Annotated in this window: 13 protein-coding genes and 1 other annotated feature (1 of these 14 only partly in view); of the genes, 3 read left to right on the top strand and 10 right to left on the bottom strand. The window is 41.7% G+C overall.

What is annotated here, in order from left to right; translation table 11 throughout:
* The first annotated feature begins 45 nt into the window (after window positions 1-45).
* On the top strand, window positions 46-1,737 hold the full coding sequence (gene fadD / locus PSI14_RS04850) for a long-chain-fatty-acid--CoA ligase FadD (protein ID WP_273574706.1): 1,692 nt from the start codon (window positions 46-48) through the stop codon (window positions 1,735-1,737).
* 242 nt (window positions 1,738-1,979) lie between these two features.
* Here the strand turns inward: fadD and yciA are convergent, their stop codons facing one another.
* The gene (gene yciA, locus PSI14_RS04855) at window positions 1,980-2,414 is read right to left on the bottom strand and encodes an acyl-CoA thioester hydrolase YciA (protein ID WP_273574707.1); all 435 of its coding nucleotides are present in this window, start codon (window positions 2,412-2,414) and stop codon (window positions 1,980-1,982) included.
* A 77-nt stretch (window positions 2,415-2,491) separates the two neighbouring features.
* Window positions 2,492-3,028, bottom strand: coding sequence for a septation protein A (locus PSI14_RS04860; RefSeq protein WP_273574708.1), 537 nt, complete (start codon window positions 3,026-3,028; stop codon window positions 2,492-2,494).
* Between the two features lie 225 nt (window positions 3,029-3,253).
* On the opposite strand from PSI14_RS04860, the gene PSI14_RS04865 reads away from it, so the two are divergent.
* Complete coding sequence (locus PSI14_RS04865) at window positions 3,254-4,960, top strand: SulP family inorganic anion transporter (protein WP_273574709.1); 1,707 nt, start codon at window positions 3,254-3,256, stop codon at window positions 4,958-4,960.
* A gap of 77 nt (window positions 4,961-5,037) precedes the next feature.
* On the opposite strand, the gene PSI14_RS04870 is transcribed toward PSI14_RS04865, so the two are convergent.
* Window positions 5,038-5,796 (bottom strand): YciC family protein, encoded by a 759-nt coding sequence (locus tag PSI14_RS04870; RefSeq protein ID WP_273574711.1) that lies wholly within the window; start codon window positions 5,794-5,796, stop codon window positions 5,038-5,040.
* Window positions 5,797-6,302: 506 nt separating this feature from the next.
* On the opposite strand from PSI14_RS04870, the gene ompW reads away from it, so the two are divergent.
* A complete protein-coding gene (ompW, locus tag PSI14_RS04875) occupies window positions 6,303-6,944 on the top strand; it encodes an outer membrane protein OmpW (RefSeq protein ID WP_273574713.1) in 642 nt (213 codons plus the stop codon).
* 213 nt (window positions 6,945-7,157) lie between these two features.
* Here ompW and PSI14_RS04880 read toward each other — a convergent pair whose 3' ends face one another.
* From PSI14_RS04880 to PSI14_RS04910, 7 genes are all read right to left on the bottom strand, one after another.
* Window positions 7,158-7,472, bottom strand: a complete 315-nt coding sequence (locus tag PSI14_RS04880; protein WP_273574715.1) for a BON domain-containing protein — start codon at window positions 7,470-7,472, stop codon at window positions 7,158-7,160.
* A 232-nt stretch (window positions 7,473-7,704) separates the two neighbouring features.
* Window positions 7,705-8,511, bottom strand: coding sequence for a tryptophan synthase subunit alpha (gene trpA / locus PSI14_RS04885; RefSeq protein WP_273574716.1), 807 nt, complete (start codon window positions 8,509-8,511; stop codon window positions 7,705-7,707).
* Window positions 8,511-9,701, bottom strand: coding sequence for a tryptophan synthase subunit beta (trpB, locus tag PSI14_RS04890; protein ID WP_273574717.1), 1,191 nt, complete (start codon window positions 9,699-9,701; stop codon window positions 8,511-8,513). The genes trpA and trpB overlap by 1 nt, the downstream gene beginning before the upstream one ends.
* 31 nt (window positions 9,702-9,732) lie before the next feature.
* Window positions 9,733-11,097: a bifunctional indole-3-glycerol-phosphate synthase TrpC/phosphoribosylanthranilate isomerase TrpF gene (trpCF, locus tag PSI14_RS04895; protein ID WP_273574718.1), complete on the bottom strand. Its 1,365-nt coding sequence runs from the start codon at window positions 11,095-11,097 to the stop codon at window positions 9,733-9,735.
* The gene (gene trpD / locus PSI14_RS04900) at window positions 11,094-12,098 is read right to left on the bottom strand and encodes an anthranilate phosphoribosyltransferase (RefSeq protein ID WP_273574719.1); all 1,005 of its coding nucleotides are present in this window, start codon (window positions 12,096-12,098) and stop codon (window positions 11,094-11,096) included. The genes trpCF and trpD overlap by 4 nt, the downstream gene beginning before the upstream one ends.
* A 54-nt stretch (window positions 12,099-12,152) precedes the next feature.
* Entirely contained in the window at window positions 12,153-12,731 is a 579-nt protein-coding gene (locus PSI14_RS04905) for a glutamine amidotransferase-related protein (RefSeq protein ID WP_273574721.1), read from the bottom strand.
* A complete protein-coding gene (locus tag PSI14_RS04910) occupies window positions 12,731-14,290 on the bottom strand; it encodes an anthranilate synthase component 1 (protein ID WP_273574723.1) in 1,560 nt (519 codons plus the stop codon). The genes PSI14_RS04905 and PSI14_RS04910 overlap by 1 nt, the downstream gene beginning before the upstream one ends.
* 68 nt (window positions 14,291-14,358) lie before the next feature.
* Window positions 14,359-14,410 (bottom strand) — a sequence feature (Trp leader region) (it continues 48 nt past the right edge of the window).

Consider the following 14,410-nt stretch of genomic DNA (forward strand, 5'->3'; position numbering starts at 1 on the left):
TATGGTCAGTGATTACATCGCAATTAGATTTCAGGAGTATTCAACTTGGAAAAAGTCTGGCTAAAACATTATCCGGCAGATGTTCCGGTAGAGATCGATCCCGATCGTTATTCGTCGTTGATTGAAATGTTTGAAAATGCTGTGGCGGGTTATGCCGATCAAGTCGCATTTATCAATATGGGCGAGGTAATGACTTTCCGTAAATTGGAAGAGCGTAGCCGCGCGTTTGCTGCCTATTTACAGAATGGATTGGGGTTGAAAAAAGGGGATCGCGTGGCATTAATGATGCCAAATTTACTGCAATACCCCGTGGCATTATTTGGCATTCTGCGTGCAGGCATGATTGTTGTAAATGTTAACCCACTCTATACCCCACGTGAATTGGAACATCAGCTTAATGACAGTGAGACATCTGCTATTGTTATCGTTTCTAACTTCGCACATACCTTAGAAAAGATTGTCTTCAACACGCAGGTCAAGCACGTTATTTTAACCCGCATGGGTGACCAACTTTCCCGCCCCAAAGGAACTCTTGTTGATTTTGTCGTTAAATACGTCAAACGGCTCGTGCCTAAGTATCACTTACCGGATGCCATTTCGTTCCGTAGTGCGATGCAAAAAGGCTATCGTATGCAATATGTTAAACCGGATGTGAAAGGCGAGGATCTGGCTTTCCTGCAATATACGGGCGGAACTACAGGCGTAGCCAAAGGTGCAATGCTGACTCACCGTAATATGCTGGCAAACCTCGAACAGGCCAAAGCCAGTTATTCTCCGTTGTTGAGGCATGGGCAAGAGTTAGTGGTAACTGCATTGCCGTTGTACCATATCTTTGCTTTGACAATAAACTGCTTGTTCTTCATTGAGTTGGGCGGTCAAAATCTGTTGATTACCAATCCTCGCGATGTAAGCGGCACGGTCAAGGAACTATCTCGTTATCGCTTTACTGCGTTATCGGGTGTTAACACATTATTCAATGCCTGGCTGAATAATCCAGAATTCCTGAAACTGGACTTCTCCTCATTACGTTTATCTGTTGGCGGCGGCATGGCTGTGCAAAGAGTGGTGGCCGAAAAATGGCAAAACCTGACGGGTTGCCATTTACTGGAAGGTTATGGGCTGACAGAATGTTCTCCTCTGGTTGCAGCTAATCCACATAACTTGTCTTATTACAGTGGCAGTATTGGCTTCCCCGTTGCTTCAACAGAAATTAAGCTGGTAGGAAGTGATGATAATGAAGTTTCACTGGGCGAAGCAGGTGAAATGTGGGTACGTGGGCCACAGGTAATGAAAGGTTACTGGAACCGCCATGATGCAACGGACGAAGTGCTGAAAGACGGCTGGTTAGCAACTGGGGACATTGCCAACATAGATGAAAAAGGTTTTTTCCATATTGTTGATCGGAAAAAAGACATGATTCTTGTTTCCGGATTTAATGTCTATCCAAATGAAGTAGAAGATATTGTTTCTTCCCATCCTAAAGTGTTAGAGTCGGCAGCCGTGGGCGTTCCGAGTGAAAACTCAGGAGAGACGGTCAAAGTATTTGTGGTTCGTAAAGATCCCAGCCTGACAGAGGATGAACTTAAGACACATTGCCGTCGTTACCTGACAGGATATAAAGTGCCGAAACTCATTGAATTTCGCGATGAGTTACCAAAATCCAATGTGGGTAAAATTCTTCGTAAAGAGCTACGCAATGAAGAATTGGCAAAAGTGAATAATGTTACTACAAATTGATTACGTTTATTGCTATATCCCTCTTAATTTCACATATAGGTAGTTAACACAAGCAACTGCTTGAAAGAGGCGGATATAGGGATAAATGAAATGTTTTAAAATTGCCTATCACATTAACAACGCCGGTTTTTACCGGCGTTGTTGTGCATGTCTTATGAATGCCAAGAGAATGATGTTTTTAATTACCAGCTGATTATTAACAATTATTCAATTTACAAATTAGTTACTTTCTTAATGAGTCATTATTCGGAATCACTGCTTTCCAATTTGAAGTGTCTTTTATCTTCAGGCAAAGATCGGGAATTATTATTTTCATTAACAGCAACATATGTGAAAACAGCCTCTGTTGCACGATAACGCTGACCAACTGGCTCGGAAGCCACTTTTTTCACCCAAACCTCAATATGGATGGTGATAGATGAATTTCCCGTTTTGAGGCAACGGGCATAACAGCATACGACGTCACCTACCGCAACTGGTTTCAGAAAACTGATGCCATTTACGCTAACAGTTACTACGCGTCCCAGTGCAATCTCTTTTGCCAGAATTGCGCCGCCAATATCCATTTGAGACATCAGCCAGCCACCGAAAATATCCCCATTGGCATTAGTATCAGCAGGCATGGCCAGTGTACGGAGAACCAGTTCTCCGTTTGGTAAGCATTGTTGTTGTGTCATTAGAAAACTTGCTTTATTTGGTGAATATAACAATACCTGCCTCTGCATCGGCAGGTATCCATATGAGGGTCATTACATTATTTTTGTTCGCGAGGCAGATGACGGTAGATATATACCACACTCAATACTGTAAAGACCAGTGTCAATGCCGTTAACCCGAACACTTTAAAGTTTACCCAAACATTTTGAGGTAGCCAGAAAGCGACATAAATATTCGCGAGTGCGCAGGCAAGAAAAAAGACAGCCCAAGCTATGTTCAGTTTGTTCCAGACAAAATCAGGTAATTTTAATTCTTTGCCTAACATGCGTTGAATCAGTGGCTTTTTCATAATCCACTGGCTGATAAACAGAGTCAGAGCAAAAATGCCGTAAATTACAGTTACTTTCCATTTAATGAATAGATCACTGTGGAAGGCTAGCGTTAATGTGCCAAAGACAGCAACCATAGCAAATGTAATTAAGGAGAATTTTTCAACTTTACGATAAATGAGGTAACTGATGACAAGGGTTAATCCTGTTGCGGCAATCAAGGCACCAGATGCATAAAAAATGTCATACATTTTGTAGACGATGAAAAAAACGACCAGTGGGAAAAAGTCTAAGAGTTGTTTCATAAGTTGAATCCATTGTGAAGTCAATAATGGCATGTTTTTGAATTTGTGCCAGAGTGTATCAGATCTCAATGAAATGGTTTATTTATCAGGTAAAAAACATTTTTCATCTGTTTTGTGTAATTTTATCACAATGAGCAAAAAACTGTGCGTGGGCGAGAAACTTGTGAGTTTCCATTTAACAACGCATTATAATCAGCTCCATTTTCACGAAGGGACGTAAAGGCCATGTTGTGGGAAAGATTGAATCGCTGGATGCCGGGCTTAAAAAGAATCTGTCATTATCGTAGAGACTATTTTAGTTATGATATGCGAGCGGGCCTTTCCGTAGCTGCGGTCGCACTACCTGTTGCAATTGCTTATGCTGAATTAATGGGGATTAGTGCCATTATTGGCTTATATGCCTGTATTTTACCCATGTTCGCTTATGCTTTGTTTGGTACTTCCCGGCAGTTAATTGTAGGGCCTGATGCAGCAACTTGCGCAGTTATTGCTGCAACTGTTATACCATTAGCGAATGGAAATGAGCATGTCCGTTGGCAGCTCGCTATAATTATGACGTTAATGACAGGATTTTGGTGCATTTTGGCCAGTCATTTCCGACTGGGTGCTTTTGCTGATTTTCTATCTCGTCCCATTTTAAAAGGCTTTATCAACGGTGTTGCGATTACTATTATTGCTGATCAACTTGCTAAAGTTTTTGGACTGTATGGCTTGCCTGAGGAATTGATCGAACGATTGATTGCGTTTCCTCATGCATTATTAAAATCTCACTGGCCGACGGTGGGAATGTCAGTAATGACGCTATTGGTGTTACTCAGTGTGCGTTTCCTTCGCTCAAGCTGGCCTGCACCATTGGTAGCAATGATCGTATTGACTTATATCAGCTGGCAATTTGAACTCAGTAAATACGAGATCCAGATTGTCGGTAATATGGGCAGCGGTTTGCCTGTTGTACCAATGCCTGAATTTAAACTTAGCGAAATCCGTGACTTGGTTGTTCCTTCCATTAACTTAGCAGTGATTAGCTTCGTCAGCTTTATGATGACCGCTCGTAGTTTTGCCAGTAAAAATGGCTATCAAGTTGATGCAGATTTAGAACTCAGGGCACTGGGGATTGCCAATATCGCTGCATCATTATCACAAGGTTTTGCTGTCAGTGCTGCCGGTAGTCGTACTGCTGTCAACGATGCATTAGGTGGTAAAACGCAAATGGTGTCTGTGATTGCTGCTTGTACTATCTTGCTGGTATTGCTGTTTATGACGGAGTTTCTGGCATATATCCCTCTGTCATCACTGGGTATTGTCTTAATCTTTTCCTCGTGGTCGTTATTGAGTTTCAAGAGTATTTGGTCTTATCGAAAACGTAATCGTCAGGCTTTTACACTGTCAATTTTCACATTGATTGCTGTCTTGTTGGTAGGTGTGATCGGTGGTGTCGGTTTTGCTGTTTTGTTGGGACTATTTCAATTTTTACTGATAGTTTTTCGACCTTCGGATCAGTTGCTGGGCGTAAATGAGCAAGGCATGGTTCGTTCCATCCATCAACATAGTGATATCAAACCTGTGGATGGCATTATGATGTATCGTTTTAACTCACCTCTTACTTATTTCAACGTCGGATATTTCAAAAAGCGGGTATTACAGCATGTGAATAGTGCTGCGAATAGCCCCGTATGGTTGGTAGTCGATGCGACGGTCAGTTTTACCTACGATGATGTTAGTGTTTTTGCTGTTCTGGATGAATTAATCACAGAATTAAAAGAGAAAGGGGTGACATTGGTTTTAGCGGGGCGCAGAACAGAACTGAATCGCTGGATTAAACAAAACAAATTGAGTCGCAGTGATGAAGATTTAATAGTCGTGCCTGATCTCTATTTTGCCATTCGGTTGATTCAAAGTAAGTGGCAAGCCAAGGAAAAACAAGAAAAATAATTGTGGCTCAATTTATGATAGTTGGTCTCGATTATAGTTCACCTCGCAGTATTGGAGCGAGGTGAACTATTTGGTGTTTATTGCATGCTATTTGTGGTTTTATTTTGTGGTTTGACCAGCATATATAAACGGAACAGGTAAACCAGTAGCAGAGATGCTAATAAATTATCTAGCACTGACAATAAAATACTGGGCATTTTAGCCAGCACAAGAACCAGTATCAGCTTGGTGGTAAGCCATAACAGCACAGCAGGGATCAACAGACGTAGATTATCAAATGCTAACCTCCAACTATTTTGCATGGCAGAAAAAACATTTTTACCTTTTTCAAATAAGAAGATAGGAGCAAGTGCGAAAGCAATAGAAAATAGTATTCCTGGCAGGAGCATCAAAGCGTAGCCAATTTGAACCAACAGATTGCAGATCAACATTAGCAAAAACATTTTAGGCAGCAGTGTTATTGATAATAGGCTGGCATGAATGGCATTGGTTTTCTGACGGTTAGAGATGGCATTGATGAGTATCAACACACTGGCAGTAAGTAAAGTATTGCCAAATACGCTGGTAAATAAAATCCCGAACATTGTGCGTATTAACATGAGTTGTTCATCTGGCGTTAATTGCGCCACAAAATGTTGGATACCTGAATTGCCGGACTCTCTGACGATATTTTGTATTTCTGCCAATAACTTGAGTTGCTCACCATTCGGCATGAGTAAATGCCCCAGCAATGTTGTCACCAACGCGGCAAAGGCAGAGAGAATGACAATACTCAACAGTTGATTCTTTAAAAAGTTGATGCTGTCACGATACAGGGTATTTGCCGTAATGGGCATGAAAGTGGCTCCTATCAAATAAAACAACAATCAAATAAAACAACAATAGTAGCTAATTGTACCTTGTTCGAGGGATTATTGGATACCTAAGATTTGCCCCTTTGTCTCCACTCTGTAACTCGAGGTTGGCGGAAGAATGAATGTTCTTTTTTTGTCCTCACTCTTATCATGGATTTTATGGAAATGATAAATTTATTAATTATGTGTTAATAAACTTATGGCGAATTAAAATATTGGATAAATGTCTTTAATATAAAATCGCTATTGTTATTTATTGTTAATAACTCAAAAATTGATATTAAGACATAAAACATGGATGATAATAAAATTTATTCTAAGAGAATCTTGATTTGGATCAATTTAAAATATTCCGCAAATGAAATAATAAAATGGTAAATACCTTACTTTGCCAAAAATCTTTAAAAGATGTGATCTATCTTGGATCGCAACAGTAAACAAACGGGTATATTTCTGACTGTTTTAAAACCACAAAAATGGGATGGATAATGAAAAAGATTTCTGCGCTTGTATTGGCTGCGGCTACGTTAGCCCCGTCAGTGACTTTTGCCCATGAAGCGGGTGACTTCCTGTTCCGTACAGGTACAGCAACGGTAAGGCCACATGCTGGTTCTGATAATGTATTAGGGTTGGGATCTTTTGATGTCAATAATAATACTCAATTAGGTTTAACTTTTGGCTATATGATCACCGATAATATTGGTGTTGAATTATTGGCAGCGACACCATTTCAACATAAAGTCAGTTTACCAGCAGCAGGTGAAATAGCTGAGGTTAAACATTTGCCACCAACTCTAATGGCACAATATTATTTTGGTAACACAGAAAATAAATTACGTCCTTATGTTGGGATTGGTATTAACTACACGACATTTTTTAGCGAAAAATTTAATAATAATGCAACGGTAAAGTCTGCTGATTTAAATAGTCTGGATTTGAAAGATTCTTGGGGTGTAGCGGGTCAGGTTGGTCTGGATTATAAACTGGACAAAAACTGGGTGCTGAACACTTCTCTTTGGTGGATGAATATTGAAACTGATGTGAAATTCAAAGTAGGTGATATAGATAAAAAATATAAAACCCGTCTTGACCCGTGGGTCTTTATGTTTGGTGTTGGTTATAGTTTCTAACTGTTTGAATATTTTAAAGAAATAATGTTGAAGAAAGTAATGTTGAAGAAAATAATAGTGAAAAAGTAAGTAGGTTACGAATGTGTTTGGCATAAGAGAGAATCAATGGGGCGTAGTTGCCCCATTTTTGTATATACCCGTTATTTTTCAGGCTGTAGCGCAATAAGCCATTCTATAAAAAACCTTTCTATAATAAATCATGTTAATAGATCGTTAGCGGAGTTTGATTGAATTAATTACTGTATTAACTCCTTTTACTTCTTTTGCTATCTGAATTGCGCGATTGATATCTTCAGGAGAACGGACAAATCCGCTTAGTTGTACACGGCCTTTAAAAGTTTCGACATTGATTTCTGTCGATTTCAACACTTTGTCTGAAAGTAGTGCTGATTTTATTTTGGTGGTGATCACCGTATCATCAATGTAGTTTCCTGTGCTTTCTGTTGTTGCAGTTGGGGCGCATGCAGATATTGCCATTGCCATGAAGATTGCAATAAAAAATGCAGAGATTGTTTTTAATTGTTTCATGATGAACTCCATTATTATCAAAAGAAATTAGTAAGAGAGGAAAATGACCTTTTGTAACATATCGTTCTTTATTTTTAACTTTAGCTGTCAGTATTGTTGAAAATCAGAGAAGCAAATCAGAGAAGCGGCAAACTCAGTGGAAAAAATTTATGCATTCCCCCATAAAAATCTTATAGGGGAATAGTGAAACTAAAGAGAATTCACAAATGGGATCATAACATAAATAGTAAGATCATAATTGTGTAGCGTCTTTCATGGTACGAACAAAAAACATTAATTTTTCCAGCATGATTTTAGGTTGATGCAAATTATCTTCAATGATTTTGACGATGGCAGAACCTGAAATTGCTCCCGCTGTACCACTGTTGAGAGCGGTTATGACCTGCTCTGGTTCTGAAATACCAAAACCTTGTAGGGTAGGAGCTGCGTGATATTCTTTGAGTTTATTAACAATATGGTTAAGTGGTTGTATCGCGCGATTTTCACTACCCGTCACTCCCGCCCTCGACAGCAAGTAAGTATATCCTCGCCCAAATGAAGCGATTGCACGCAATAAATCGTCATCTGCATTAGGTGGACAAATAAAGATTGGCGCGATACCGTGCTTCGTGGCTGACGAACGGAAAGGAGATGACTCGGATAACGGTACATCAGCAACAAGTACGGAGTCAACACCCGCATCCTTACAACGCCGGTAAAACTCATCAATCCCATTATGAAAGACAAGATTAGCATAAACTAACAAACCAATCGGCGTGTCAGGGTGTTTAGCCCGGATTTTAGCCAGCAGTTCAAAACACAATGTGGGAGTGACCTTGGCTGATAGTGCACGTAGATTGGCATTTTGGATGGTTGGGCCGTCGGCAAGGGGATCTGAGAATGGAATGCCTAATTCAAGCGCATCAGCACCACCTGAAATTAATGTATCAATAATTTCCAATGACAGTTCGGGATTAGGATCACCGAGGGTGACAAAAGGAACAAAAGCTCCTTGATTTTGGTTTTGCAGTTGCTTAAAAAGTTGTTCGTAACGTTCCATCAGATTTCCCCCCTGGATTTCAAAATATCGTGAACGGTAAAGATGTCTTTGTCGCCACGGCCAGATAAATTGACAATTAATAATTGTTCTTTGTCTGGAGCCTGATGGATCATTTTCAAGGCATAGGCCAATGCATGAGATGATTCCAATGCAGGAATAATGCCTTCATTGCGTGAAAGAGCCTGAAAGGCTTCCAGAGCTTCATCATCGGTGATTGAAACGTAATCGGCTCTACCGATGCTATTTAAATAGGCATGCTGGGGACCAACGGAAGGAAAATCCAACCCAGCCGAAATAGAATAAGATTCTTCAATTTGTCCATCTTCTGTCTGCATAATTGGCGATTTCATGCCAAAATAAATTCCTAATTTTCCGTGTTTCAATGGAGCACCATGCTCTCCAGTTTCAATACCGTGCCCCGCAGGTTCAACACCGATCAGACGAACATCATTTTCTGGAATAAATTCAGCGAACAGGCCAATGGCATTTGAGCCACCACCAATACAGGCAATTATTGCATCGGGTAGGCGGCCTTCTTTTTCCAGAATTTGAGCTTTGGCTTCTTCGCCAATCATACGCTGGAATTCTCGCACCATTGTCGGATAGGGATGAGGGCCAGCAGCGGTTCCCAATAAATAATGGGCTTTTTCATAACAACCAGACCAGTCACGCATCGCTTCGTTACAGGCATCTTTCAATGTTGCTGAGCCACTGTGGACAGGGATCACTTCAGCCCCCATCAAACGCATACGAAAGACATTGGGTGATTGACGCTCAATATCTTTTGCTCCCATATAAATACGGCATTTTAACCCCAGCAGGGCGCAAGCCAGAGCGGTTGCGACGCCGTGTTGACCCGCACCTGTTTCAGCGATGATTTCATTCTTTCCCATTCGTTTTGCCAACAAGGCTTGCCCTAAAACCTGATTGGTTTTGTGAGCACCACCGTGGAGCAAATCTTCGCGTTTCAGATACAAACGTGTTTTTGTTCCTTTAGTCAGGTTTTGGCACAGAGTTAAAGCGGTGGGCCGACCTGCATAGTTTTTCAAGAGATCTTGAAAAGCATGCTGAAATTCAGGATCTCTTTGTGCATCAATAAAGGCTTCTTCTAACTGATTAAGTGCAGGGATTAAAATTTGAGGAACAAACTGTCCACCAAAATCGCCAAAATAAGGATTCAATTTACTCATTATTCTACTCATCCATTTTTTGTCTGAAAAATTAGTGATAGCAGCGTAATTGTTGAAATATCTGCTTGATTTTTTGACTACTTTTGATACCCGGAGCAACTTCGACTCCTGAGTTAAAATCCAATCCATAACAGCCAAATGTTGCTGCCTGCTGGCAGTTTTCGGTATTCAGGCCACCAGCCAGAAAACTGTTATATTGAAACTGAGAGTTGATTAACTGCCAGTCAAACGGTTTTCCTGTTCCTCCTGAACCATTATCTAGCAATAAGTGATCAACATTGGGCATTTCGGAAAACTCCGCGGCTTTAGACATATCAATGGCTTTCCAAATCTCACAATGCTCAGGTAGCACTGAGCGCAGAGTGTTGATGTAGTTTTCATCTTCATGTCCATGAAGTTGAACGGCAGTAAGTGAAAGTGTTTGGGCTATGCTACTGACAAAATCAATGGGTTGATTTTGAAATACGCCCACATATTGCAAAGAAGCTTCATTGATAATCTGTTGGGCTTTTTGCAGACTGATTCTGCGCGGTGATTTCTCGGCAAAAATTAAACCGCCGTAGACTGCTCCCATCTGTAACGCAGCTTTGGCATCTTGTGGACGAGTCAGACCGCAAACTTTGTTGTTACCTAAGATCAGGCGACGTAAAGCGAGCTCTAAATTCTGTTGCGCCATTAAAGAACTACCAACCAGAAAACCATTGGCAAATTGGCTTAATTCCCGCACTTGTTGATGTTGGTGGATGCCGGATTCGCTGATGACAATGGTGTCTTCGGGTAAACCCACAGCCAGTTTGCGCGTACGTTCTAAATCAATGGACAGATCACGTAGATCACGATTATTGATACCGATAACTTTTGCTCCCAATATCACGGCCCGTTGCCGTTCATCTTCATTACTGACTTCGGTCAATACCCCCATGCCAAGACTGTGTGCCAGTGATGACAATTCGCGATACGTGGCATCATCAAGAACGGAGAGCATAAGTAAAATAGCGTCGGCTTGATAATAACGAGCGAGGTAAACTTGATAGGCATCAATAATAAAATCTTTGCACAAAACAGGTTGATGCACGGCTGAACTGACCATTGCGAGAAAATCATAACTGCCTTGAAAATATTTTTCATCGGTCAAGACAGAGATTGCGGCAGCATAAGGCTGATAAGTTTTAGCAATGCGAACAGGATCGAAATTTTCACGAATTAACCCTTTTGAAGGAGACGCTTTTTTGCATTCCAAAATAAAAACTGTTTGTTTATGGGTTAATGCCTGATAAAACCGACGGTGACTCGGTACAATCGCATCAATAAAATTCTCCAGCGGTTGTTCTGCCTTACGAGTAATCAGATATTCCGCCTTATCATCAACAATTTTCTGTAATACGCTGGTTTTCATGATTTAGTCCTTGCTGCCAATGCTGTTACTTTTTCATAAGCCTGACCGCTGTAGATAGTATTGAGTGCCAATTGAGTATTTTCCCGCAGATTTTCTTGCCCATGAATTTTCATCAAAAGCGCCACATTTGCCGCTACGGCATCGGCATGGGCTTTGTTGCCACGACCTTGTAATAACATTGCCAACATGTCGCGATTTTCTTCAGGTGTTCCGCCTTTCAGTGAAGATATTGGATGGCTCGGCAAACCAAAATCGACAGCTGTTAACTGATATTGGCTAATTTTTCCGTGATTGAGTTCTGCAACATGAGTTGGTGCATGTAAAGCAACTTCATCCATTCCTCCGCTGTGTACAACGGCGGCACGCTGATAACCTAAGGTTTGTAAAGTGCGTGCTATGGGTTCAACTAATTCAGGGCTGTAGACCCCAATGAGTGACACGGGAGGTCGAGCTGGATTAATCAGTGGGCCAAGAACATTAAATAATGTTCGAGTTTTTAACTGTTGGCGAACTTGCACTGCATGACGAAATCCAGTGTGATATTGAGGAGCGAACAAGAAACAGACCCCAATATCATCCAAAGCACTGCGTGACTCTTCGGCACGGGCATCTAATGCAATACCGAATGCGGCCAATAAATCAGATGAGCCAGACCGACTGGAAATACTGCGGTTTCCATGTTTTGCTACTTTGAGACCACAGGCAGCAGCAATAAAGGCGCTGGCTGTTGAAATATTGATGCTATTTGTGCCATCTCCACCTGTGCCGACGATATCACAAAACATATAATCAGGACGAGGAAAGGGAGCTGCATTTGCCAAGAACGCTTGGGCTGCGCCTGCAATTTCTTGTGGCTGTTCGCCACGCAGTTTCAGGCTAATCAATACAGCCGCCAGTTGCGCATCGCTCAACTCACCATGAATAATGGCAGTGAATAACTGCTGGCTTTCTTGCTGTGTCAGTGTTTGGGCACTAAATAATTTGTCAAAAATCAACTGCATTTTCCCATTCCTTCAAGTTCATGTCTGTAGTTCGATACCTTTAACTCAAGATTTTTAATTCAGTGCCCACGCCAGAGTTTGTTCGAGCAGTTTGGCACCCCGTGTGGTCAAAATGGATTCGGGGTGGAATTGGAATCCACAAACCTTGTGCTCATCATGACGTACAGCCATGACCATATCGCCATATGAGGCAGAGACTAGGAGAGTTGTCGGAACATCCACAGCCGTAAGGGAGTGGTAACGGGCGACGGGCAAAGGATTTGGCAGACCGGAAAACATACTTTTCCCATCGTGTGTAGCTGGTGTTGCCTTGCCGTGCAGTATTTTCTGGGCTGCGGAAACTTTTCCCCCATAGGCTTCAATAATTGCCTGATGCCCAAGACAAATCCCGATAATAGGAATCTGGCCTATCATATGTTTGAGCAATTCAGGCATACAGCCTGCCTCTGATGGTTTCCCCGGACCGGGAGATAACATCAGAAGAGGTGATTCCATCTCATTGAGTTTGGTAATAATTATGTCTGTTGAGACCGTATTACGGTAAATAATGACATGATGACCATGAGTACGCAGTTGATCCACGAGGTTATATGTAAAGGAATCAACATTATCGAGTAGGAGAATATTAGCCATTAGAATAATACCTCCACATGATGAGCTTGCGTAATTGCGCGAATAACGGCTCTGGCTTTACTGTGAGTTTCATCCACTTCTGACTGGGGAATGGAATCCAATACCACACCGGCTCCCACTTGAACGGTAGCTTTCCCATTTTCCACATAGGCAGAGCGAATCACGATGCAGGTATCAAAGTCTCCTTTGCCAGTGAAATAGCCGACAGCCCCGCCATAGCTACCACGCCGCTCACCTTCATGTTCTGCGATGAGTTGCATGGCACGAACTTTAGGTGCTCCTGTCAACGTCCCCATATTCATGCAGGCTTGATAGGCATGGAAGATATCCAAATCATGGCGGAGTGTACCGACAACACGGGAAACGAGGTGCATGACAAATGAGTAGCGATCGACTTTGGTTAAGTCGGCAATATAGCGACTGCCCGGTTCACAAATGCGTGCTAAATCGTTACGGGCTAGATCAACCAGCATCACATGCTCAGACATTTCTTTCGCATCAGTACGCATTTCCAGCTCAATTCGGCTATCGAGATCCGCATCCAGTTCACTGTTGTCATCACGTCCGCGTGGCCGGGTTCCGGCTATTGGATAAATTTCGATCTGGCGGTTGCTGGCATCATATTTAAGAGCGCTTTCTGGTGAAGCACCAAACAGGCAAAAATCCTGATCTTGCATGAAAAACATATAGGGGCTTGGATTTTGTTTTTTTAATGCATGGTAAGCGTTTAGCGTAGAAGGGCACGGTAAAGTAAAACGACGTGATGGAACCACCTGAAAAACATCACCTTGACGGACAGATTGCTGTAATTTCCGCACGATATTCGCGTATTGTTCATCACTTTGATTGCAGTTAATAGTGACGTTGGGCAATGTGGTAGGCGGAAGTGGTGGAAGTGGTTTTGAAATGGCAGAAGCTAATGTTGTTAAACGTTCTTGAAGGCGTTTTTTTTCTGAATTGGATTCGCCAAACAATGAAGTTTGCAGACGTGAATGCCCATACCGATGGTCGATCACCAATAGCGTTTCTGCGAGATAAAAACAGAAATCAGGGCAGTGTTGGTGTTTTTTTACTGTGGGTAATGGTTCAAATCCAGCGACTAAATCATATGCAAACAGTCCGCCAACGAAAATGGCATCGGGTGATTCTGAAAAGGCTGCCAAGTCTGTCAGAGCACGCAGTGCATCAAAAACTGAATCGGATTTTAACCGGCTGTCCTCATCCAGATTGTGTTCAGTAACAGGAAATTGTGCTCGTATAACCTGTGACTCCACATTCAATTGGGCTTTTTCTGTAAGTAAATCAGCGAGTATGGGAAGCAGGTTTTGACCATTTTTGGTGAGAGCTTCAAAAGTAACCTGACGCTCGTTGGCTGTAATGCGCATAGCGCTGTCAATGATCAAAATGCTTTTGATATTATTTTTGCTCTTAATTTCAGCAGACTCTAGCAATAACGTCGCTGGACGATTACTGCAAAGTTGATGAAAAAGCAGAGTCGGATCTGTCTGATAGAGAGTATCCATTTGATTTATAGAGATATTAAATTCTTTACCAATCATTTTCATCCCTCGTTGCTAACTTCATCCACAAAAAAATTACGTTATGGGATATCAATAAAAAAATAGTTATAAAAAAACCCGCCTTTTTGGCGGGTTTCGGCACTTACGTATCTATACTTA

Source organism: Xenorhabdus anantnagensis, from assembly GCF_028598555.1.
GTDB classification, from domain to species: domain Bacteria; phylum Pseudomonadota; class Gammaproteobacteria; order Enterobacterales; family Enterobacteriaceae; genus Xenorhabdus; species Xenorhabdus anantnagensis.

What these genes read in the sequence shown, in the direction of transcription:
- PSI14_RS04910 (WP_273574723.1), bottom strand. Translation starts at nt 14,290, where the DNA reads ATGATTGGTAAAGAATTTAATATCTCTATAAATCAAATGGATACTCTC.
- ompW (WP_273574713.1), top strand. Translation starts at nt 6,303, where the DNA reads ATGAAAAAGATTTCTGCGCTTGTATTGGCTGCGGCTACGTTAGCCCCG.
- yciA (WP_273574707.1), bottom strand. Translation starts at nt 2,414, where the DNA reads ATGACACAACAACAATGCTTACCAAACGGAGAACTGGTTCTCCGTACA.
- PSI14_RS04905 (WP_273574721.1), bottom strand. Translation starts at nt 12,731, where the DNA reads ATGGCTAATATTCTCCTACTCGATAATGTTGATTCCTTTACATATAAC.
- PSI14_RS04870 (WP_273574711.1), bottom strand. Translation starts at nt 5,796, where the DNA reads ATGCCCATTACGGCAAATACCCTGTATCGTGACAGCATCAACTTTTTA.
- trpD (WP_273574719.1), bottom strand. Translation starts at nt 12,098, where the DNA reads ATGCAGTTGATTTTTGACAAATTATTTAGTGCCCAAACACTGACACAG.
- trpCF (WP_273574718.1), bottom strand. Translation starts at nt 11,097, where the DNA reads ATGAAAACCAGCGTATTACAGAAAATTGTTGATGATAAGGCGGAATAT.
- PSI14_RS04860 (WP_273574708.1), bottom strand. Translation starts at nt 3,028, where the DNA reads ATGAAACAACTCTTAGACTTTTTCCCACTGGTCGTTTTTTTCATCGTC.
- trpA (WP_273574716.1), bottom strand. Translation starts at nt 8,511, where the DNA reads ATGGAACGTTACGAACAACTTTTTAAGCAACTGCAAAACCAAAATCAA.
- PSI14_RS04880 (WP_273574715.1), bottom strand. Translation starts at nt 7,472, where the DNA reads ATGAAACAATTAAAAACAATCTCTGCATTTTTTATTGCAATCTTCATG.
- trpB (WP_273574717.1), bottom strand. Translation starts at nt 9,701, where the DNA reads ATGAGTAAATTGAATCCTTATTTTGGCGATTTTGGTGGACAGTTTGTT.
- PSI14_RS04865 (WP_273574709.1), top strand. Translation starts at nt 3,254, where the DNA reads ATGTTGTGGGAAAGATTGAATCGCTGGATGCCGGGCTTAAAAAGAATC.